The sequence below is a fragment of the Spartinivicinus poritis genome (assembly GCF_028858535.1).
Lineage (GTDB): Bacteria > Pseudomonadota > Gammaproteobacteria > Pseudomonadales > Zooshikellaceae > Spartinivicinus > Spartinivicinus poritis.
On the sequence record NZ_JAPMOU010000020.1, the window covers coordinates 46,685 to 68,572 of the forward strand.

18 protein-coding genes are annotated in these 21,888 nt (G+C 41.3%); 11 read left to right on the forward strand and 7 right to left on the reverse strand.

The window, feature by feature from the left end; translation table 11 throughout:
• Positions 1–127 precede the first annotated feature (127 nt).
• Positions 128–2,722, reverse strand: a complete 2,595-nt coding sequence (locus tag ORQ98_RS15755; RefSeq protein WP_274689762.1) for an ABC transporter transmembrane domain-containing protein — start codon at positions 2,720–2,722, stop codon at positions 128–130.
• Between the two features lie 299 nt (positions 2,723–3,021).
• Here ORQ98_RS15755 and ORQ98_RS15760 point away from each other — a divergent pair, with 299 nt between their 5' ends.
• The 5 genes from ORQ98_RS15760 to ORQ98_RS15780 all read left to right on the forward strand — a co-directional run bounded on the left by ORQ98_RS15760 (position 3,022) and on the right by ORQ98_RS15780 (position 8,467).
• Positions 3,022–4,338 carry a glycosyltransferase family 4 protein gene (locus ORQ98_RS15760; protein WP_274689763.1) on the forward strand — a complete coding sequence of 439 codons (1,317 nt, stop codon included), beginning with the start codon at positions 3,022–3,024 and terminating at the stop codon, positions 4,336–4,338.
• Positions 4,339–4,363: 25 nt separating this feature from the next.
• Positions 4,364–5,509, forward strand: coding sequence for a glycosyltransferase family 4 protein (locus ORQ98_RS15765; RefSeq protein WP_274689764.1), 1,146 nt, complete (start codon positions 4,364–4,366; stop codon positions 5,507–5,509).
• Between the two features lie 28 nt (positions 5,510–5,537).
• Positions 5,538–6,122 (forward strand): histidine phosphatase family protein, encoded by a 585-nt coding sequence (locus ORQ98_RS15770; RefSeq protein WP_274689765.1) that lies wholly within the window; start codon positions 5,538–5,540, stop codon positions 6,120–6,122.
• A 240-nt stretch (positions 6,123–6,362) separates the two neighbouring features.
• Positions 6,363–7,859, forward strand: coding sequence for a C10 family peptidase (locus tag ORQ98_RS15775; RefSeq protein WP_274689766.1), 1,497 nt, complete (start codon positions 6,363–6,365; stop codon positions 7,857–7,859).
• A 164-nt stretch (positions 7,860–8,023) separates the two neighbouring features.
• Positions 8,024–8,467, forward strand: a complete 444-nt coding sequence (locus tag ORQ98_RS15780; protein WP_274689767.1) for a DUF2214 family protein — start codon at positions 8,024–8,026, stop codon at positions 8,465–8,467.
• A 43-nt stretch (positions 8,468–8,510) separates the two neighbouring features.
• Here ORQ98_RS15780 and ORQ98_RS15785 read toward each other — a convergent pair whose 3' ends face one another.
• The 3 genes from ORQ98_RS15785 to ORQ98_RS15795 all read right to left on the reverse strand — a co-directional run bounded on the left by ORQ98_RS15785 (position 8,511) and on the right by ORQ98_RS15795 (position 10,545).
• Complete coding sequence (locus ORQ98_RS15785) at positions 8,511–9,410, reverse strand: DMT family transporter (RefSeq protein WP_274689768.1); 900 nt, start codon at positions 9,408–9,410, stop codon at positions 8,511–8,513.
• Entirely contained in the window at positions 9,411–9,878 is a 468-nt protein-coding gene (locus ORQ98_RS15790) for a GNAT family N-acetyltransferase (protein WP_274689769.1), read from the reverse strand.
• 91 nt (positions 9,879–9,969) lie between these two features.
• The gene (locus ORQ98_RS15795; RefSeq protein ID WP_274689770.1) at positions 9,970–10,545 is read right to left on the reverse strand and encodes a Crp/Fnr family transcriptional regulator; all 576 of its coding nucleotides are present in this window, start codon (positions 10,543–10,545) and stop codon (positions 9,970–9,972) included.
• 267 nt (positions 10,546–10,812) lie between these two features.
• On the opposite strand from ORQ98_RS15795, the gene ORQ98_RS15800 reads away from it, so the two are divergent.
• From ORQ98_RS15800 to ORQ98_RS15825, 6 genes are all read left to right on the forward strand, one after another.
• Complete coding sequence (locus tag ORQ98_RS15800; RefSeq protein ID WP_274689771.1) at positions 10,813–11,217, forward strand: hypothetical protein; 405 nt, start codon at positions 10,813–10,815, stop codon at positions 11,215–11,217.
• A 420-nt stretch (positions 11,218–11,637) separates the two neighbouring features.
• Positions 11,638–13,722, forward strand: coding sequence for a phage tail tape measure protein (locus ORQ98_RS15805; protein ID WP_274689772.1), 2,085 nt, complete (start codon positions 11,638–11,640; stop codon positions 13,720–13,722).
• A gap of 448 nt (positions 13,723–14,170) precedes the next feature.
• Positions 14,171–15,334, forward strand: coding sequence for a zinc-dependent metalloprotease family protein (locus tag ORQ98_RS15810; RefSeq protein WP_274689773.1), 1,164 nt, complete (start codon positions 14,171–14,173; stop codon positions 15,332–15,334).
• A gap of 344 nt (positions 15,335–15,678) precedes the next feature.
• Complete coding sequence (locus ORQ98_RS15815) at positions 15,679–16,929, forward strand: ABC transporter substrate-binding protein (RefSeq protein ID WP_274689774.1); 1,251 nt, start codon at positions 15,679–15,681, stop codon at positions 16,927–16,929.
• A gap of 371 nt (positions 16,930–17,300) precedes the next feature.
• Positions 17,301–18,152 (forward strand): DUF4123 domain-containing protein, encoded by an 852-nt coding sequence (locus tag ORQ98_RS15820; protein WP_274689775.1) that lies wholly within the window; start codon positions 17,301–17,303, stop codon positions 18,150–18,152.
• A 22-nt stretch (positions 18,153–18,174) separates the two neighbouring features.
• On the forward strand, positions 18,175–18,576 hold the full coding sequence (locus ORQ98_RS15825) for a hypothetical protein (protein ID WP_274689776.1): 402 nt from the start codon (positions 18,175–18,177) through the stop codon (positions 18,574–18,576).
• 20 nt (positions 18,577–18,596) lie between these two features.
• Here ORQ98_RS15825 and ORQ98_RS15830 read toward each other — a convergent pair whose 3' ends face one another.
• The 3 genes from ORQ98_RS15830 to ORQ98_RS15840 all read right to left on the reverse strand — a co-directional run bounded on the left by ORQ98_RS15830 (position 18,597) and on the right by ORQ98_RS15840 (position 21,861).
• Entirely contained in the window at positions 18,597–19,364 is a 768-nt protein-coding gene (locus tag ORQ98_RS15830) for a polysaccharide deacetylase family protein (protein ID WP_274689777.1), read from the reverse strand.
• Positions 19,365–19,432: 68 nt separating this feature from the next.
• The gene (locus ORQ98_RS15835; protein ID WP_274689778.1) at positions 19,433–20,641 is read right to left on the reverse strand and encodes a glycosyltransferase family protein; all 1,209 of its coding nucleotides are present in this window, start codon (positions 20,639–20,641) and stop codon (positions 19,433–19,435) included.
• The gene (locus ORQ98_RS15840; protein ID WP_274689779.1) at positions 20,638–21,861 is read right to left on the reverse strand and encodes a glycosyltransferase family protein; all 1,224 of its coding nucleotides are present in this window, start codon (positions 21,859–21,861) and stop codon (positions 20,638–20,640) included. The genes ORQ98_RS15835 and ORQ98_RS15840 overlap by 4 nt, the downstream gene beginning before the upstream one ends.
• Positions 21,862–21,888: the final 27 nt, after the last annotated feature.

Sequence of the window (21,888 nt, forward strand, 5' to 3'; positions counted from 1 at the left end):
TATACAGCCAACTCTTAGTAAGGGTCGACTGTTTTTGTGGTGAGCACAAAATAAATTATTGTTTCAACTTTATAAATACTTTATTAAGGGTGCCTCTAAACATGCACTTATTTTAGCGGCGCCCTTACTATTGAATCAACCCGGCAAGTGTCTTATCCATTTCAATGAGTTGTTGATAGTGTCCTTGTTGAATAATTTGTCCTTTGTCAACAACCAGAGTCTGATCAAACTGAATGGCTTGTTCAGCACGGTTTAACACCCAGATTAATCCCTTATTGATCATTGCCTGTTTGACCTGACTGATTATTTCGCTTTCAGTCGATAAGTCTAATACGCTGGTTGCTTGGTTAATGATTAACAAGTCGGGTTTTTTCAATAGTGCTCTAGCTAATGCTAGCTTTTGTCGCATTGCTAAGGATAAACGCGTACCAGCAGTGCCCACTTCGTAATCTAAGCCATAGCCCATGATCGGTCGAATTAAGTCGTGTGAAGCAATCAGTTTGTCAATGCAAGCTGTTATTTTAGCTTGGGCGCGTGCCTGGCCATAAACGGCTTTGCCAAATAAAATATTTTCTTGAATACTCAGTGCTTCGTTGTATTCTTCCGAATCATAAAAAATAATGGTCGTGTGACGGGCTTTTAATGCCTTAGCCAGCTGCTTACGCACATTTAACAATTTGTTGCAGACCTCATTGGATAGCAATCCTAATCGATGCCGAGCAGGGGTGAGCTGAAAGACTAATGACAGCAGCATTTCAATTTGTTGGCGGGGCAGTTTATAAAGTTGCTCTTTATTAGCCTTGGCTAAAAGTGCCTTATAATCATTAATTTCTTCAGCTTGAATGAAACTGAAGCGTTCAAACAGGTCACTGCCTGGCTCAACATCGGCAAATAATTCCAACATCATGCCTGCGACTTCGTAGCCCATGGCGAGAGTGGTGTCCATTAATCCCTCATCATCCAGTAATTGATGGATTAAGGTATTTTTATGTAACATATTGAGATCTAACATCATTTCACGGCTAGAGCCGAACAAAATATTTTCAGCAACAGTTAAATTGTTGTTGTATTTACCCCAATCAAAAAACTCGACAATATCAGTCATGTCAGAGGTTTGCACGGCCTCTCTAAACGCTCGCCTTAATTCAATAACTTGCGCCATCAGTGTTTGGTCAGTGGCAGGGTTCAAATAGCCTTGCAAGCCATAATGATAAATATCATCTTCCAGCTTGAGTTTACTTAGGATACTTATTAAATGGTGGTCAACGGCTTGGTCACTATCAAAACCCAGTTGGCTGGGCTGAAACCAATTATCTACAAATATGGGGTCTTCTATTTGTAATGAAGGCACTTCATTGATGGTGGTTGGGGGCTGAGTGTTTAAGCCGTACAACAAGTTTTGTCGAATGGTGCCTGAAAAAAAATGAGGGGAATTATCCAAGTAGCAGATATGCTGGCTTAACGTAGCACTGGTTAATGTTTGTAAGTTTTCGGCTGCTAAGTTAATTCGACCATTACGGGGTATGAGTAAACGGGTTAACAATAGCACTAACTCATTTTTACCACTGCTATCATTACCCACAATTGCTGTATGCTGGTTAAGTGGCAGGGTCAGGTTGAGGTCATCTATGGTGTTAACATTTTCATGCTCGCCATAGTATAAGTGCTCCATCGTCAGGTGTTGGTTTTGTAATGTAAGTGGCGTGGCAGGTCCATCCTGGATATGGCTAGCAAGCATATTTTCAGGGTGAAACTGGTAAACGATCTGCTCGTATTTTATCCGTATATCTTCTTTGGTCTGATAGTATTTTAACAGTTCTTTCCACGGGGCATCCAGGTCCTGATAGGCTGCCAGGGCTGCAATTAATGCGCCTAGAGAGAGCTCACCTTTAATGACATAGTAACCGCCCACTGAATAGAAAAAGAAGGGTGTGACTTTGCCCAGAAAGTTGTTTAAAAACTTTATAAAAAACTTTAGCTTGTATATTTTGTAGCGAATTTCAAAGATGTGCTGTAGGCGGTCTGAAATTTTTGAGCGCTCAAACTGAAAGGTACCAAAGCTATGAATTTCTTTAATACCGCCAATACTGTCCCCAATCTTATCACCCAACCGGCGGGCTGCTAGCACTCGTTGCTTACCCAGTTGGTTGACGATCCGTTGGAGTTTGGGAATGATGTATAACTGCAATGGATATAAAGCAGTTGCTGCGATACCTAAAATCACATCCTGGTTATAAATAAAAAACAGATAAGTCAGTAGTAATCCGCCTTGAAAGGCAGGCAAGGCAAAGGCTTCACCAATAAAACCACCTAGTGGCTCGGTTTCGGCGGTAATGATGGGAATGATTTCCCCTTGTGATACTTTTTTAAAGTGAGGGACGGGAAAACGTAGAATACGGCTATACAGGTCAAAGCGAAGCTTTTTCAACATTCGCTCACCCACCACACCACGATAGACGTTTAATAGGTACTTGAGGACACCATTAATAATTACCAGGCCCAGGAAGATAAAGCAGAGAACTAACAAGTAATCTATCTGGTCAACAGGGTAACCCCAAACTGTTTCAGGGACGTTCTCCTTATTTAAGGCATCATTGATAATGTGTTTAGGTACTTCTAAAGTGGCGTACACCAAAGGAAATGAGAAGACAGTTAAAAATAGGATCAATACCTGGTCTTTGAGGGTGTACTTCAGAATAAAACGATAAATTGATGATTCCATTAGCCTCACTAAATGTCGTTGGATGGCCTGTTTGAGGATAGCCTGAACCCGCTTTTAGACTAGCAAAAAAGTGAACTGCTGACTGCCTTAGTGGAAAGCAAGTTAGCATGTTACAATGTTTTGAATGCTTCATAAATAATACAGGCTTTCGTGTATACTCTTCGCTTTGACTTTAAAGAAAGTCATGATCATTTTGCACTGTATGTTATACCCCATACGAAAGGTTTTTAGGTGTGGCCACTGAATGGCGAAGGGTATATGAAAGTAGTCTTCACTCGTCTTGAAATTGGGGCAACAACTTGATAACAAAAGTCGCACTTGTTTTAAAGGGTTATCCTCGTTTATCAGAAACGTTTATTGCTCAAGAAATCAAAGCATTGGAACAGCGGGGGTTACAGATCCAGCTGGTTTCTTTACGACACCCCACCGACTCGCATGTTCACCCTATTCATCGAGAAATTAAAGCACCGGTTAACTACTTACCTGAATATTTACACCAAGAGCCTTGGCGGGTGGTGAAGGCCTTATTTAAGCTTGTGTATAAGAGCGCTTTTTGGCGGCTGCTAGTGGTTTGGTGGCGAGATTATAAACGGGATCGTACCCGTAATCGGCTCCGTCGCTTGGGGCAAGCATTAGTGTTAGCCGTCGAGTTACCTGCGGCAACCCAATGGTTATATGCACACTTTATTCATACGCCAGGCTCTGTTACTCGTTATACCAGTTTATTAACGGGCTTGCCTTGGTCTTGTTCTGCCCATGCAAAAGATATTTGGACTACTCCCCAATGGGAGTTAACTGAAAAGTTAAATGAACTGGCTTGGTTGGCAACCTGTACTCAGGCGAATCAGCAGTATTTACAATCGCTGTCCGCAGCCCCAGAGAAAGTGATGTTGGTTTATCATGGATTAGACTTTAATCGGTTTAACACTATCACTCCCCCAGAAACAAACGACAGTTCAGTTTCAGTAGACAACAAGTCTGGTAAGGCAAAAAATACGGAGGAGATTTGCCCAACTGTTGTGCAATTAATTTCGGTAGGGCGTGCGGTAGCCAAGAAAGGCTATGATGTGCTGCTACAGGCACTGGCCCAGTTACCAAGTGAATTAAGTTGGCGGTTTGTCCATATTGGGGGTGGCCCGTTACTCACCAGTTTAAAACAACAAGCGGCCAACTTAGGTATTGCTGATAAAGTAAGATGGCTAGGGGCAAAACCTCAAGAGGAGGTGTTGGCCCAGTATCGGCAGTCAGCTATTTTTGTTTTAGCTTCAAAAATAACTGAGGATGGTGACCGGGATGGTTTACCCAATGTATTAATGGAGGCACAAAGCCAGGGGGTTGCTTGTATTGCTTCAGATATTTCAGGGATTCCAGAGCTGATTATTGATAAAAAAACTGGGTTATTAGTTCCTCAAGGTGATGTCGCTGCATTGACCCATGCGATTGCTAAGCTAATTAGTGATAGTGAGTTACGCTATCGGTTAGCGGTGGCTGGTCAACAACGTGTTACCGAAGAGTTTTCATTAGCCACAAATATTGAGCGACTAGCTGAACAGTTTGGTCTGGCTTACCCTGAAAGCTGTAGCAAACGTGAGGAAAAAAACAAATCAAGTGCTTGAAATAGAATAACAGGCTGTCATTTTAATGAAGCAAACCATTGCCTTTTATGCACCCTTAAAATCCCCTTTTCATGTGATTCCTTCAGGGGAGCAACGGATTGCTCAACTATTTTGGCAAGCCTGTGAAAAAGCAGGGTTTAATCTGGTTTGGGCTGATAGCTTACGAAGTTATGATCGCAGCGGTGATGTCACTCGCCAACAGCGGCTGGCGAAGCTGGGTGAACGCAGAGCACAGCGGCTAATTCAGCGTTGGCAACAGTTACCCACTGATCAGCGACCTGTCTTATGGTTAACATACCACCTTTATCATAAAGCGCCGGATTATATTGGGCCTTTTGTCAGTCAGGCGCTTAATATTCCCTATGTATTAGTCGAAGCTTCCTATGCTGCCAAACAACAACAAGGCCCTTGGGCGCCAGGGTTAGCAGCTTCTGTGCAGGCTATCCGACGGGCCAATAGCATTTTATCCCTTAATCCTGGCGATATTCCAGGTTTACAACAGGTGCTGGGCGAGAGTGAGCGAATACATCTGATTAAACCTTTTATTAACCCTGTTATTGTAACTGAAAATAAAAATCAACTCAGGCAACAGTTAGCGAAGCAATGGTATTTACCCGTTACAAGCAATTGGCTGTTAACAGTGGCGATGTTACGCCCCCGAGATAAACAACAGTCTTATCAGTATCTCAGTGGTATTTTGTCCCAGTTAGTTGATCTGGACTGGTACTGGATTGTCGTGGGGGATGGTAAAGCGCGCACTGAAATACAAGATTATTTTAGTGGTTTAACGGAGCGTATTCGCTGGGTAGGCGCATTATCTGAACAAGAGGTGACCGAATGGTTAACGGCTGCTGATCTATTTATTTGGCCTGCAATTAATGAAGCGTTAGGTATGGTGTTTTTAGAGGCGCAAGCTGCGGGTTTACCGAGTATAGCAGGAGCTGAAGTAGGGGTGGCCAGTTTGTTTGACCAGAAGAAACCGGCAGGTATTTTGTTAAATACTGGGCAGCCGAGTGACTTTATCAATGCTATCCGACAGTTGCTGTTAGATCAGTCAGGTCGAGAGTTGCTAGGTCAACGAGGTATACAACATGTGGCGCAGGATCATTCTCTTCACAGCACCAGTATCTGGTTGCAGCATCATTTTAGCGCCCTAATAGGCAAACGCTAACAGCATTGACAAAGAGTATCCATCAGCCATGCAATCAATTTACTTTTTACGCCACTGGCCTACAGCCTGGAACCAGCAAGGTTTAATTCAGGGGCGGTGTGATGTGCCATTAACTCAGGCAAGCATGGCAGAATTAAACACCTTACACGTGCCACCGGACTTACACATCAGTCGTTGGTATGTCAGCCCGTTACAGAGAGCAAAACAAACCTTGGCCAGTTTAGGGCTAACCGGTGAGGTAGCCCAGCCTCTGATGGAAATGGACTGGGGAGAATGGGAAGGTAAAACCTTAGCTGAATTAAGGCAAACTGATCCTAGGCTAAAGATAGAAGAGCCCAAAGGTATTTACTTGCAATGCCCGAAAGGAGAGTCACCGAAAAAAGTACAACAACGGTTGTTAGGTTGGTTACAGCAATGTTCAGATAAGGGCGAGTCAATAGGCATTGTCACCCATAAAGGCGTTATTCGTACGGCACTGGCTGAGGCCTGTCAGTGGGATATGACCACAAAACCTCCCGTTAAACTTAACTGGCAATGTATTCATTATTTTGGTTGGGACGGACATAAGCTGTATTTAATAAAAGCCAATATTCCTTTGCTTAAGCAGAGTTAGTAGCTGTTATTTTTTCTTGTTTAGACCACGATTAATTCTTTAGGTCGCATGAAGTAGTCTTGAAATTAACGAAGAGAGGCCCAAAACTGGCTTGTATTTATTAGCGTTTTCTTTTAGTACTATTGTGCTGTTAAAAATGACTTTTACAGCACTTTAATCCTCCTCAACATACTACAAAACATGTACAATTGGCGTTGTCATGTCAATTGTTTCTTATTGTTAATGGAATACTCGAAAATAATGAAAAATATAAAGTCTATCATGCCATTATTTTACTGTGCTAATTTATTGGTTGGTTTATCTATTACCACTGGTACTTCAGCTGATACCTTATCGATAGATAGTGCTAAGCGTATAGCACTACAAGCTTATCGAAGTAAAGTACTAAAAAATGATGATCAAGCAAATCTGGAAATTACTGATATTAAAATTAAAAATAATGACTCAGGGGACAGTTTATTTTATATCGTTCAGCTGAATCATAAAGGCTTTGTGATCGTTGCGGCGACTGATCAGAAAAAGCCTGTGATTGCTTATGGTAAAGACGATGGTGATAGTATAAGTTTTGATAAAAATAATCTGGCGTTTAATCACTGGCTTGAACAGTACGCTATTCAATTACAAGCTAGAGATAGTGAGCCACAAGAAGCGATTACGTCAGCTGAACGATTAGCTCCACGAAACCGAGTAGCAAGAAGTAACTATCGTGTAGAGCGGGATGCTGAATCGGCTATCGCTCCCTTGACCACAACAACCTGGTCACAAAATGGTTTTTACAATGATTGGGTACCCAATGACTACTTAACAGGATGTGTAGCCACTGCACTTGGGCAGTTTTTAAAATATTATGAGTATCCGACAGTTGGTACTGGCCGTTACACTTATAAATACCCTGATCAAGATGAAATTACGGTGGACTTCGCTTCAACGACGTATCATTGGGAAAGCATGGCTAATAGCTTAACAGAGGAAAATGATGAGGTAGCAAAATTATTATTTCATGCAGGGGCGGCTGTGAGAACTTTATATGGGAATAAAGTGTCACTTGCCGGTATGCGCTATATTCCAAACGCCCTGGAAAAGCATTTTGGTTATGTGACTAATGGTTTTGAGTATGTATCAAACTATGCTGAAGCTGAGTGGCGACAATTAATTCTTGATGAGCTAAAAGCTAAACGGGTAGTTATCTTAACTGGGCTGAGCGCTCAAGGGGCGGGTCATGCTTGGGTTGTTGATGGCTATGATGGTAATGATTATTTTCATATGAATTGGGGGTGGGGAGGCAGTATGAATGGTTATTTTTTACTTAACCAACCTAACCCTAGAACCAATTATAATTTTAACCAGCGCATGGCCTTTGTCAGAGCTGCTCCTAAACCATCGCTGGCTAATGTCCCTTTTTGCCAGGGAACGCAGTATCTAACAGACAACCAAGGCACTATAACTGATGGTAGTGGCAGCTGGAATTATCCTGTAAAAAGTGACTGTAAATTTGTTATTCAACCCACTCAACCAGGCGAAATTAGGCTAAATTTCAATGAGTTTGCGACAGAACACTCCTACGACCTTGTGAAAGTTTATGATGGAGCAACTACGAACGCACCTTTAATTGGCCAATATTCAGGTAGTCGCATTCCTTCTGCTGTAACAGCTACCAGTGGCAGTATGTTGATTCACTTTACCAGTGATGAAGTGGTTACCAAAAAAGGTTGGGCTGCTAGTTATAGGGTTCAGTAGTCATTTTTCACTTCCCTCAAGCCTTGGAGTCACCAAGGCTTGTCAGAAACGGAAGCAAACTGTTTAACCAAAATGCCCAGATTTTTCGATATCTGACGACATATCCAAGTTAGTAACTTCTGCTTTATTTTTACCTTATCTCTATAAATTAGCCTGAGGTTATAATGGACTACATATTAACTAAGTATATTCATTTGCTAGCAATTTTGTTGTTGTTTTCTACCTGTGTTGCTGAACATTTACTTATATCAGATCGAATGCAACGGGCAGAGGTTAAAAGATTAGCAAAGGTTGATGTGTTTTTTGGTGTGTCTGCATTTATTGTTTTATTGTCAGGTTTAGCAATGATGTTGTGGGTAGGTAAGCCAACGGAGTATTATTTAGCTAACTGGATGTTTCATTTAAAATTTACAGTATTTATTGTAGTCGCTTTGTTATCTATCTATCCGACAATATATTTTATTAAAACTAGAAAAGCCGGTGAGCTAACGGATATGGTTGAACTCCCTAAAATAATTAAAATAATTATTCGGGTGGAATTATTGGGAATTATTATTTTACCCCTACTTGGTGTAATGATGGCCAGTGGCTTTGGCATATCAGGTTAACTATTTTGGAATAGTTTGGGCTATTATTTTGATTTAAATGTGGCTAATATTTGCTCAAATCCAGGTTTGGGTCACTATCATTGATTTGATGGCATTTATGCTCATACCAACTTTGCCATATGATAGGTAGGATAATGCAAGTAATTCCGAATAAAGTCCAATTATCAAGCGTCTCGTCAAATAACCACCATCCAAATACAGCGGCAAAGATGAGCCCTGAGTATTCGGTAACGGTTATTGCGCCTGCGTCAGCTCGTTTAAATGCAATGACACTTAGGCCTTGATACACCAGCAGGCATAAACAAGAAATAACACAGAGCCAGATGAGATCGGCCGTTATGGGTTGCCAAAACATGAGTGTTATTACAGTCATAATTGGAATAGTAAACAAATTGCTCCAAAACATGGTAGTGATGGTGCTTATTTGTTTTGGTAAGCTTTTTACAGAAATATTGTATCCCGCAACGGCAATTGCAGTACAAAATGCTAATGCGCTAGCAAAGCCAAAGTATTCTGGTCGCAAAGCAATACCAACACCGATAAATCCTAAAACAGTCACGACGATTCGATGGGTTTTTAATGGCTCTTTAAACAGCAGGGTACCGAGCAGTAGCGTGAATAATGGTGCCGTATAAAAAATAACATTGGCTGTCGCAAGTGGCAGATAGAGTAATGAGATCACGGCCGCTGGTGCCCCGATATTAGTCATCAAACCACGGAATGCATGCACTTTTAACCTGCGAGGGTGACGCTTCTCAGCAGATTGTCGATACCAAAATGGAAAGATACAAAGCAACAGGAGCAACTGTCGTAACAGCAAATATTGATAAACACTGCCTTCTACAGCAAAGGCTTTAACCGCTATATCGACAAAGACTGCAAATAAATTACCGATGATTAATGCCAAAAATGCATAAATAATTAGAAGGCTTGAGTGGTTCACTTATTCATTAACCTTTGCAGCGGCTCGTTCCATACCAATATGGGGAATGCCATCTTCCAAGTAACCTTCACCAACAGCGTAGAAGCCATGCTGGTTATAAAAGCTTTGTAAATGGGTCTGTGCCGATATGTGACAAGTATTAGTTGGCCATTGCTCATCAATGATAGCTATGGCACATTTAAGCAACTCATGACCTAAACCCATGCCACGAGCGTCCAGATGAATCACAACGCGACCAAGAGATGACATATCAGGATAACTGACTTCTGGTGGTAATAAGCGTAAATAAGCCATGACTTGTCCCTGTTCTTCAGCAAACAAATGCAATATACCCGCTTGGCGGTCTTTGTTATCCAAATCGCTGTATATAGACGCTTGCTCAACGACAAAAATATCGATTCTTAGTTTAAGAATTTGGTAGAGTTCATCGATATTGAGTTCGTTAAATGATTTTAAATGCCAATTCATAATCTATCCTGAAACAAGGTTTTGGGGACTTTACGATATTTCCATCAGGCCATCATTAACAATTGTTAATCGCCTGGTCAGCACGCTCTAGTCATAAGCCTAAGCGTTTTTTTATTCGGCTAACGCTCACCGGACTTAGCCCTAGATAAGAGGCAATGAGTGTAGCAGGAACGCGACATACGAAATGAGGAAACAGCTCATAGACTTTTTCCACTTTTTGTTCATTAGAGTGTAGTAACAACAGTTCTTCTTTGATTTCTTTAAACAATAACTGATGTTCAATATGTTTTTGGTGATAGCGTAACCATACCGTTTTGCTATCAATGAGTTTTTGATAAATATCGATAGGCATTTGATACAGGGTGCAAGGCTCAACAGTCTCTATAGAATAAGGCAGAGGCTTTTTGGTCATCAAATAGCGCATAACAAAAATAATGTCGTTTTCCCAATAAAATTCTTTGCTAAATTCTTTTCCATCTTGGGTAACAAAAACAGCTCTTAATAAACCCTGCTCAATAGCATATAAATATTGTGGTTTTGAATTGCAACTAATTAATACTTGATTCGCTTCAACCTGAATAGGTTTACTACGACTAACAAGTTCATCTAGTCCCTGCTCTGGGACAGGCGTTAGTTGGTTGAGTATGTTTATAAGCGTTGCTGACATTTATGGGCAGCCTCAAACAATAGTAGATACCAAGCCGCAATCTTATGTCTTATCATACATTTAGTCCAAACGCGTCCCCTCGGCAATCAAGGGGTAAGTAAATACTCAATATAATTTTTAGTTTATTGTACTCATATAGTGCCAAGGGTGGCATAGAGTTATTGAATAATAGCCACCTCAGTGACTGGTCTTTAACTGATCATCTTTATCTATACAATTAAACCACTATAATGCGCTCCTTTTGTCTGTCTTGTTGAGTGTTCACTAATGAAAAAGAAATTGGCTGCAGCGTTGACTGCTTTAACCGTTGTTGGCACTGGCTCTGGTTATGCCGAAACAACGAATGTTTTTTGTGCTACATCAGATGGTAGTTATTGGGAATGGTTGGTAGTTGAAGGTGTTCAAGTTGAAATCAATGGCCAATGGGGTAGGGGCACTCAAGCAAATGGGGCTTACTTTGATTATTTTAGTGTCTCTGAAGGCAGCTATTTGCTACTCAACCAAGTATGTAAGTTGACATTTGGTGATGACTATATTGCACAGCCTGCTGATAACTCGGCAGATGATTGGTTTATATTCTTGGTTAACAAGACCGATGGACGACAGTATTTAAGTGATGGAAGATACAATGTAACCCAGAGAAATTTGCCTACCTCTGCTTTTAGGCTTTAGTGGAATCCTTTAGATATTATGTTTGGATGATAGTGTCTTATTGCTGGTCTTCCACAGTGATAAGTGAAGGCATCATACATTGTGTGATGTCTTTCTTGTTTTGAGCTGATAGAAGGATAGTGATTTATAGTGGCTTCATGCATACTCGCTTTAAGTGAAAATAATATAAATCACTCATAGCGTTTTAATACACTTTAGGTTTACTCTGTTTTAAGCAGCATTCACTAAGAGTATAAAACACTATAAAAACCTCACAAGGAAAGCGAGTATTTATAAGAAAGCTTGTACTTATATTTAGTACGCATAACTTGCAATAAATAATTATAATCAATTAAATAATAGCGACTACATCATTATAAACTGCAAGCTGCTTATATAGCCATTTGGGAAGTCTATAACTATAACAAATAGGTAATGATAATGGCTAACTCAATCCAAAATACAGGCGTTAGTCCGTCTACTCAACCTGCAGTTCGATATGCATTACCCAATAGTAGTGCTTCGGTGAGCAATCAAAATCCACCCATCTCCTCTGTTATTAATAAAACCGTTGTGCCTAATATCATCCGATCATTGTCGAATGAACAGCAAAGTGGCTCTGAACATTCAGGAGCAGCTAGAACAAAACGTGCTGCTGAAGCTGATAGTCGTACATTTACTGGGGTTGTGTCTGGTTCTAATATTGAGCGAGGTGCTCAATTGACGGTCAGTGATCGTAATGGAACCAGGGTAGTACATGACCGAGATGATGGTCATATTGATGGTGTCATTCATATTAAGGTGAATCCTAATCAAAATGGCGATTATCGTATTAAAGTCGATAATGATCAGGCGCCAGACTTTAGCTTTACTGCTAATACAGGTAATACTCAAGTGCAGGGACTTAAGCCTGGTATACAAGACACGTTAAGTCATGCCCCTGCGGTATCAATAACAAATAGTGGAAGTGGGCTACAGATAAAAGCTAATTTTTCGTCAGAACAAATTGCGTTGTTTAAAACGATTACCAATGGCAATTTAATTGGTAATTTAGGAAGCAGCCCTGCAGATCCACGTAATCAGCAATTTGAACGCCAGCTGTTAGCGGGAACGGCTGACCCTCATAAGGTAAGTCAACTACTGAATAGGGTGGACAGTGCTCGGCGATCAGCCATCATGAATGTTAATGAGCGACTATTTGATGTAGTGAATAACCTGCGAGGATTAGAGGGAGTTAATTTAAAGAAACCCCTCCCTACAGACAGTTCAACGGTAGCCTCTCAGAAATTATTTGAAGGTATGCAGCAATTAAGCACCTTGGGTACAGCATTGCAATCGACTTATGGTGATTTACAACAAGCATTAAAGCAGGCAAAGGACTATGGTGTATCTGACGACTATTTAGCCTCTGGATTAACAGCACTTGAGTTTAATGGTAAAACCGGCGAAGCGGCGCTCCAAGCAATGGAGACAAGAATCAAAATTGCTGCTGATAATTTTTTTGATAAGGCGACTGAACTGATTAAAACCGGTGACCAATTGATTGGCCTAATAAAAGACCATGAAGCTAAAAAGCAAATGATGGATACCCTGCAAACGGTGTTAGGTTTTGTAACCTTAAGCTTTTCATTTGCTGGTGCAGCACGCAGCTTATTTAAGGGCGCGGCAGGTTTGCTTAAGGCATCGAAAAATACCAAATTATTAAAAGAAGGGGCTGAAAGCGCCAAAAAAGCAGCTGATGAAGCCCAAGCTAAACTGACAGAGGCAATTAAAAACACTCGGCCTAGAGTACCAGGCAGTGCTCGTTATCGACCCGATTTAATTGCCTTGGATAGGCAGCGGGAGAAAACACTGGGGCTACAGAAAATTGCAGGAGATGCTCAAACAGCATTCAATGATGGTGTGAAAGAAGTCAGTAAAAAACGTAATGCACTAGTAGACTCAGTAAAAACCGGGCTGGATAGCGCTACCAGCACTGTATCAACCATTAATCTAACGATTGCACGACATAAGCCAGGTGTTAAACAGCCTGATGATAGTACCCTGGTTAGACAGACTGATCAATTTATGAGTACTGGTGATAGTGCAGGGCTGCAAGCATCGGCCAGTTACCAACGCTTTCATAAAACATTCGTGGATATGTATCTGAAGTATGCCATTGCACTGGATATGGGGCAGAAAGTTGAGCATCATCATGCCTATGGGGAATATGATGATGGTGGTTACGATATGGTGCATATGCCACCACCTGAAGCCCACAAACGAAAGCGTAAGGAGATGGAAGCTCAGGTGGTTGAGTTGAATAACCAGGCTAATCCAGGCGAGTTTTACTATTTAGTCGACCAGCGAAAATCCCGGGGATTCTGGCGACAGTCATCCTGGTCATTGGATATTATTAAAATTGATACCGGGGCTTATATGAAAGTACCTGCCAGAGCTTACCTGCATGGGAACAATGTCACTCGTGATTTTTCAGAGTTTATTCCTGACTTTGATAGCACCGATTTTGTGGGTATTATCAGTTAATGAATAAGTTTTAAATAAAAATTGCTACTAAGTAAACCTTTCGCATAAGGCCCGTTAAAGGGCCTTTTTAGGGCTTATCTTTTCATATTCAGAAAAAAATATTCAAAAATAAAGTGATAGCCAATAAAAATGACCTTTCGTTAAATAATTATTAGTAGTTTCCATAAGTGGTTGTCATGTTTAATAAGGCAACTGTTTGCTATTCAATATATTCATAAATAATCAATCAACTACTTAGTGATAATAATTAAAGTATTACACCTGTCTGATAATTCTTTTGTATTTGCTTCAAATTTTTAAGAGTAGGCAGTTCCTGTTAAGCCTGAAAGTTTGTTTAATTATGTCAATTGGTTATCTGTATTAAGGAATGCCAAAAGTTCCAGTATTTTTTTGCGTATTCCTAAGCCTCTAGATTTTTCACATCATTCTTGAAGAAGGGTAAATTAAAGTGAAATACCGTTGGCAACCTTTAATAAAAGGGGCTCTACTTTATTTGTTATTCACTGGGAGTGTGTACGCTGCAACAATTGATGTGTTAGTTGTGCACCCCTATAACGTAGGTCGAGATGTTAAAGCACGAGCGTCGTCAATGGTTGCCTGGGCAAATCAGGCTTATGCTAACAGTGGGGTTAATATCCGTTTAAATTTAGTTCACGTTCAGTCCATTAGAGGTTATGGTACTGTGAGTGAATATGCACTAAACCAGGTTTCCAGGGACAGGCAAGTTGCCCAATTAAGAGAGCGCTATGGTGCTGACTTAGTCAGTTATTTAGCGCCAAGAACAGGCGGCTTATGTGGTATTGCCTGGGTACCTAATGGTGATGGAAGAAGTGGGCGTTTTTATCGTGGTGCCAAGCGTTATGGTTTTAGTGTGGTGGCTACCGATTGTACTTATAGTACCTTTGCCCATGAATTAGGCCATAATATGGGGCTAGGTCATTCCGCAGGGCAAGGCAGCAAAGGGGGAATCTGGTATTGGGCTCGTGGTCATGCTGAGTATAATAAATTTGCCACTGTTATGGCTTATCCTTGGTTTTACCGGGCAAAAGGCCTGCAGTATTTTTCTAATCCCGGTATGCGTGGGCATTGCATGGGGATGACCTGTGGTGTTAGCAACTATGCTGATAGTGCACGCAACCTTAATCAAGTGGCTGCCCAGATGGCTAACTTTATGCCAACAAAAGTGACTACCCGTCCACCGACTAGTCAGCCTAAGCCACCTACCAATAAACCACCAAAAAACCCAACGACACCGACGACTAACTGTTTAAAAGGTAAATCTTATAGCTATCGTTCAGACGAGTTGTTAAGTTGCGTGCCAAAGACCAATTTAGCAAGTAGGGGGAATAGTCCGCGCTATTACTTCGTTTATTTCCCTAAAGGTGCTAAGCATCTAGACCTCTCATTGTCTGGTGGTAGAGGTAATGCCGATTTATATATTCGCCTGCCAGGGTGGCCATCACGCAGTCAATATGGTTATCGTTCTGTGTCTTCAGGTAATAACGAAAGAATTCGCTTAAGCAACATACCACAGGGTAGGTATTATCACATTCTGGTTGATGCGGTAAGGCCATACAGTGGCGTAACATTGCAAGCTAAAATAACCAAATAAATTGAATAAATTCCCCAAAAGTAAAGTGGGTTAACTGTTTCTCAACAAAAACCCATTTTATTCCTGAACACTTTTCTAGTCTTATTAATTCCTCTCGAGTGACTCATGTCTTTAGTTTAATTAGCGCTTTTACTACAAAACCTTGCTTTGTTTACAGCTTTTCATAAGAGGCTGTCGCAAAAGTTAACGGATATGGGGTGACAGGCTGTCATGTCGCTAAGGGCAACTCTGCTGCTGTAAAACTTGCGTTAGTGTCTTTCTCATCAGGAAGGGCATATTGAGTATGCTGTTTATGTACCTATACTTTAGAAAGTAGTGCCATTGTAGTTGAGTAGGATGTTTGTATGTTAAAGCATTACAAAAAAGCGGTTATCGGCCTATTCATGATGGTTTTTAGTCACATTGCCATTGCAGGTGAAGTAGAGGTTTTGCATTGGTGGACTTCTGCAGGTGAAGTGCGTGCCTTGAATGCACTGAAGTTATTACTGGTAGAGCAGGGCCATAGCTGGAAAGACTTTTCAGTAGCAGGCGGTGGTGGTGATAATGCAATGGCCGTGCTGAGATCGAGATTATTATCGGGTGTTCCACCAACGGCTGCCCATGGTAAAGGTGGGCATATCAAAGAATGGGGAAAACTTGGGCTGCTGGCTAATTTAGATCAGATTGCTGATGAACAAAACTGGCCTGAAATCTTACCCACTTTTGTCAATGAATTGATGAAATATAATGGCCAGTATGTAGCTGTACCAGTGAATATTCATCGAATTAATTGGCTATGGGTAAATGCTCCGCTTTTACAGCAGGCTAATGTAGCGGTACCAACAACGATAGAGGCATTTTGGCAGGCAGCAGATAAACTTAAAAAGGCTGGGATTATTCCATTAGCCCATGGTGATCAACCGTGGCAAAATTCAATCCTATTTGAAATGTTATTATTGGGAATGACGGATTCCCATTTTTTTAAAAAAGCATTTATTGATTTTGATGCTATGAGCCTATCGAGTGAAAAAATAGTAAACGTATTTGCCGCATTAAGGAAGCTAAAGCAATATATGGACCCCGATATTGCCAATCGCGATTGGGATGATGCCACTCACATGGTCATTCAGGGCAAAGCTGCCATGCAAATAATGGGGGATTGGGCTAAAGGGGAGTTCACCGCAGTCAATAAGCAATTAGGTAAAGATGTTTTATGTTTACCTGTGCCCTCTACCGATAAACATTATTCTTATGTTATTGATAGTTTTATTATGTTTAAAATTACCGACGCTGAAAATAAACAGGCACAAATAGCGCTGGCTAAACAAATGTTAAATAAAAATTTTCAGCAGGTATTTAATTTGAGTAAAGGCTCAATACCTGCACGCCAAGATATGAATATGGACGCATTTGACATATGTGCAAAAGAAAGTGTAAAAGCAGTTCAAACTGTTGGTAATGGAAACGTGCTACCAAATATATCTATAGGCATGGCAACCTCGATATATACGCAAACGGCCATAGCGGAGGTAGTCACTCATTTTTTTCGTAACGATACAATCTCACCGGAACAAGCGGCTAAACAATTGGTGAATGCGGTTAAAGCCAGTTTGTAGCATTCACTGCTATAGTTTGATGCTAAATGCTCAACCAGGCTAGGCATTTAGATGATTATTAATGGGGTACGCTTCAAAATTTGCTAGTCTATGTCTCTCTGATTTGTCTTCTACTTATAACAGATCCACATTGGATACTACCTGATGAGACTGCCTACCGTAACGCACAGATGCTGAACAGCTTGCTAACCAGTGGCAAAGTGGTTAGTCAGTATGTGGTCAGTAAGGTAGCTTAAGTAGTGGGTGAAGTGACAGAGAGGTTAATGGCTTAAAAATAATTTACGAAGAATATAATAAGTGCTGCAGTTCATACTACACTTTATGTCAGGTACTTAACGATTGGTTATTAAGTACTGGCATGAGGGTGTACTATGACTGTCTTATACAAACAATGGCCCAAACTTCCTTGTTATTTACTATTGGATGCTGGAAAACATCCAGTGATTAATAACTGGATTAACGACAGTTATAATAGTTATGCTATTTATTTAAATACACCTTATGCAGCCTTAAAGTCACTTTCACCACAATTAGTTGAGTGCTCTTTTGATGCTAAACTCTGGAGCGTGTTCCAACGACAGGGTATTTATAACCAGTGGGGTATTCTGTTATTCTCAAACGCTGACTTTTCAGAAATAGTTCGCCACTGTCAATGGTGGATTCAAGTACAAACCGAAAATAAAATGACAGGGATATTTCGTTTATATGATCCACATCTCTGTTACAAATTATTTACTTGCTCTTCAGATATTCAGCGGCAAAAGCTGCTAGGTATTATCAACAGCGTATGTTGTTTTCATGATGGCTGGCATCAATTTGATAATGCTGTGATGCAACCTGTTGATTATCAATACATGTTATCATTGGATTCGCATCAGTGGCGTGCAATCAAAGAGGACAAATCCACTGCACTGAAAAAAAGAATTCACCAGCATGTACAGCACTTATTTCCTCACTTATTAAGAAAGAAAGATGCTGAACAACAGCAGCAATGGGTAAATATGCTACTGGATGAAGCGAGCGCACTGCATTTTACAACAGCTCAAGATATTTACCAGTTTATCAATATTATTGGCATTTTAGGTATGGATGCCTTAAACCCTAAAGTGTATCCAGAAATATACCAGTTGTTGACTGATCAGGATGATGGTTCACCTGCTGTCAGATTAAGAGAAGCTACCATGCTGGCTCAACAGGCAGTAAAACAAGTGGTGATTGAGTGAGAGGTGAAATAAGGAGCAATCTATGAGGGGGGCTGGAGGAACATCGGGTGGAATAGGGTTATTTTTTATTGGATTGATTATGATGTGCGGAGGCTTTTATCTGCTATTTAACGCAATTTCAGTGCGATCAACATTTGGTATGGGGGTGGGGTTATATAATTTTTCAGGATGGGGTGCTAATGTTACCATTACCAATGGTATGGTGATGATTCCCTTTATGTTTGGAATAGGGCTGGTTTTCTATGACGGTAAAAATATTATCGGTTGGATTTTATTTGTTGGCTCTTTAGTGGCGTTAATTTTTGGGGTTATTACCTCTATTCATTTTAGTCTTAAGGCGATGTCTGCTTTTGACTTGATTACTATTTTGGTATTAGCAGTTGGTGGTTTGGGGCTATTTTTGCGTTCGTTAAAATCGTTTTAAAATACTTAAGGGTACCTTGATTACACCAGTGAAATAACCGATGCTTTACTGAATAGTCGGTTGGGCTGTTGCCATTGGACATGGGAATAAGGCTTTAAAAATTCACACAATTGTCGGCAAAATTGCCAGCAACCTGCATCGTGGTCTAAATGGTGGGTCATTAGCCCAGTGGCTTCCTGTCTATCAATCTGGTTTAAGCGTCGTGCTTGTAAGTGTTGAATTAACTGCGTCAAGCAATGCTTTTCTCCAGCAAACTGGCGCTGTTTCCAGTTAATAATATCTACATGAACATTTTGCACTACCAGGTCTTTTCTGGGTTGGCGTGGGCCTAGGGTAGATAAGCCAATATAATGCATATTGGCCAACTCATTCACTAACGAGTGGGCAAGTCGGTTCCAGGGCGGTACTAACACAGGAAAAAACTGTTTGGGAAAAGCATGTTGTAGCATATTTTGGCCGGTTAATAACTCACTGGCAATCACTTCAAATAATCGGTCAGCACCTAATTCACATTTGCGTTGGTTAGCAGGTGCATGATTTTGATGGCTATATCCATGCTGGCTTATCCAGACTAAAGGCTGTTGTTCGACCCGTTCAATTAAAGAGATTTCCAGTTGACTAGGGATCACAGCTAGGCAAAGGGGGATTTGATAATGATTAGTTAAATTAATCAACTGAGTCAGTGCAGCACTGTTGGTATAGGCATCATCATCTCGCCACCAGAGAGTGATGGTTTTTTGCTCGGTTGCCCAGATTTCAATTTCTGTTGCTAATTGTTGCCAGCTCATGAAGCTATTCTTTTAAAGAGTATCTGTTAAAAAGCGTCTTTTAAAAAGTCTCTATTAACAAGCACCTGTTAACAGTCGCCTGCTAAAAAGTATTCAAGTTGCTGAATGGTTTTCGCTGCACCATCCATTTGTATTGGGGGGTGAGGTTTAACTGGTTGTGATAACAGCTGACAAATGGTGTCTGCTAACTGTTGTACAGTCAGTGTTGCTTGGTCTAAACAGGGAAAGCCTGTAACCTGGCTAAATTGTTGGGCACGGAACCGCTGTTCAGTTTCCGTTTCATTAGCAAAAGGTACCCAAATAGTCTGGCAGCCTGCTTGAAGTGTATCCAGCAGAGTATTATATCCTGCTTGAGAAATGGATAATTGAGAATGGCATAAACACTGAAAAAAATCCTCTCTTATTAACTCAATAGCCATATTAGCGGGGCAATTCTTCTTCAGCTGATTATATTGCGGCAGCGGTATATTAGGGCCCGTAATCATTCGCCAGCGCCATGGCCTATACTCAGGCTGCTGGTTTAATTGATGACAGGTGGCTTGGGCTAGCTGAAGTAATTCAAAACCAACCGCGCCGCCACCGGCAGAGACTAAAATATCCTGTTGCGGTACTGTGGCGGATGGTGGTTGATTAATGGCTTTTTCTCTCACTTCGCTTGCGGGTGCAATATAGCCAGTATAGGAAATTTTATTCGCAATTTGGCCAGTGAGAGGAAAGGTTTGATCTAGAGTAATCAGCTGCGGGTCACCATGCACCAGCACATGATCAACATAATCTTGCAACTGTTGTACAGCCCATTGATGTCGGCTCATGTCGTGTTTTTCAACTAATACATCACGAATGGAGGATACGATTACGGGTGCTGGTGTGGCTTGGTGGCATGCGTCAAGCAGAGGTATCAATTCAAAGCGAAACTGGCGACGACCAAAGGGGTACATTTCCAGCAAGACAACATCAGGTTGAATTTGCTGAAAATAATGCAGGAGTTGTTGAGTTCGCTGCTGTTTAATGGCTTCATCAATAACACGGCCATCTGCTTGAACCAGCTGGCTAAAATTGGCGTCAGCAGCGGTTAAAACTGGTAGTTGGCGGTAGTGGATAGCACCAAAGTCAATTTCTGTTATGGGCTTTCCACCTGCTACCACAAATACATCCCAGCCTGCTTTTATGGCAGCCTGACAAATGCGAGCAGCCCGTTGCAGGTGGCCAATGCCTAACAGGTGTTGGACATAAAAAAATAAGCGACGTGGTTTGGTTAATGGCTGCGCTTGGCTCATGCAAGATTAGGCTCCAAACTAACACCCCGTTTGGTCATAATGTCATTAAATCGCTGGCCGATGGTTGCGATACCACTTAAATAAGTGTCTGCTTGCATAGTGTAAGGACGCGCTTGACTGGGAAGGGCTTTAAGTGCGCCGACCATTTTTAGGGGAGCATCCCCCCCCGTCAGTTGATCTGGGTCTAGCATAGTAGCCCAACCTAACTCGGCGGCTTTTTTAGCACGAATAAATTGCTCCAGGCGTGGCTCTTTTCTAGGAATAAAAAGAGCGCGCTGATTAAAAGAGAGTATTTCACAAAAAGTATTGTAGCCACCCATGGCGACCACTGCCTGGGCATTGGCCATAACATGCTCAAGCTGGCTGATAAAGGTCAGCAGGGTGACTCGTGATAATTTTTTGACTCGATTTTCAAAGGCATGTCGGTCTTTACTATTCATAAAGGGGCCGGCAATAATCACGGCAGGCCAGGGCAGTTCAGCTTCTGCCTGTTCATAAGCACTGATGACCCAGTCCACCATTTCGACACCATCGCCACCACCGCCAGGTGTAACCAATAAATACTGCTTGGGTAAATCATTTAATGGTTCTGTTTTAGCTTGAGGTAAGTGTCGATGTAAGAATCCTGTATACAACCCGCGTTGTTCAATTTCATCGGCAATGGCTAGCCCCTGCAAGGGATTACCCATCAGTTGTGGACCGTATATCCAAATATCGTCGTATTGCTGTAGTACGTCTCGGCTAATGCCTTTATGTTGCCATTCTTTTTTTAGTAGCTCTGGTGCATCGAGTACGTCCCTTAAACCAAGCACTGTATGTACACCTTGTTGGTGAAGATGTTGTAGCGTACGTTTTACTTCACCTTTTAAGCCGAGGGGTTCTTTATCGACAATAAAAACATCGGGTTGAAAACTATTCGCGGTATTAAAAATAATGGACTCACGAATAGACAGGGTTTCTTCCAGGTCAATATGTAGTCCCATTGACGTATAGTCGCCATTATATAGCTTAATCACCCCAGGAATTCTGACAAAATCGACACGGGCCTTAAATTCAAACCGACCAATCAGTGCAGAGCCACTTAATATCAGGATAGAAATCCCTTTATATTGTTTTACCAAGCTATGAGCAATGGTACGACAGCGGCGCAAGTGGCCTAAACCGTAAGTGTCGTGACTATAAATTAAAACTTTTGCATGGTGGGGGGGTGATTGGGGCATGGGTATGAATTGATAGTGGAAACGCCA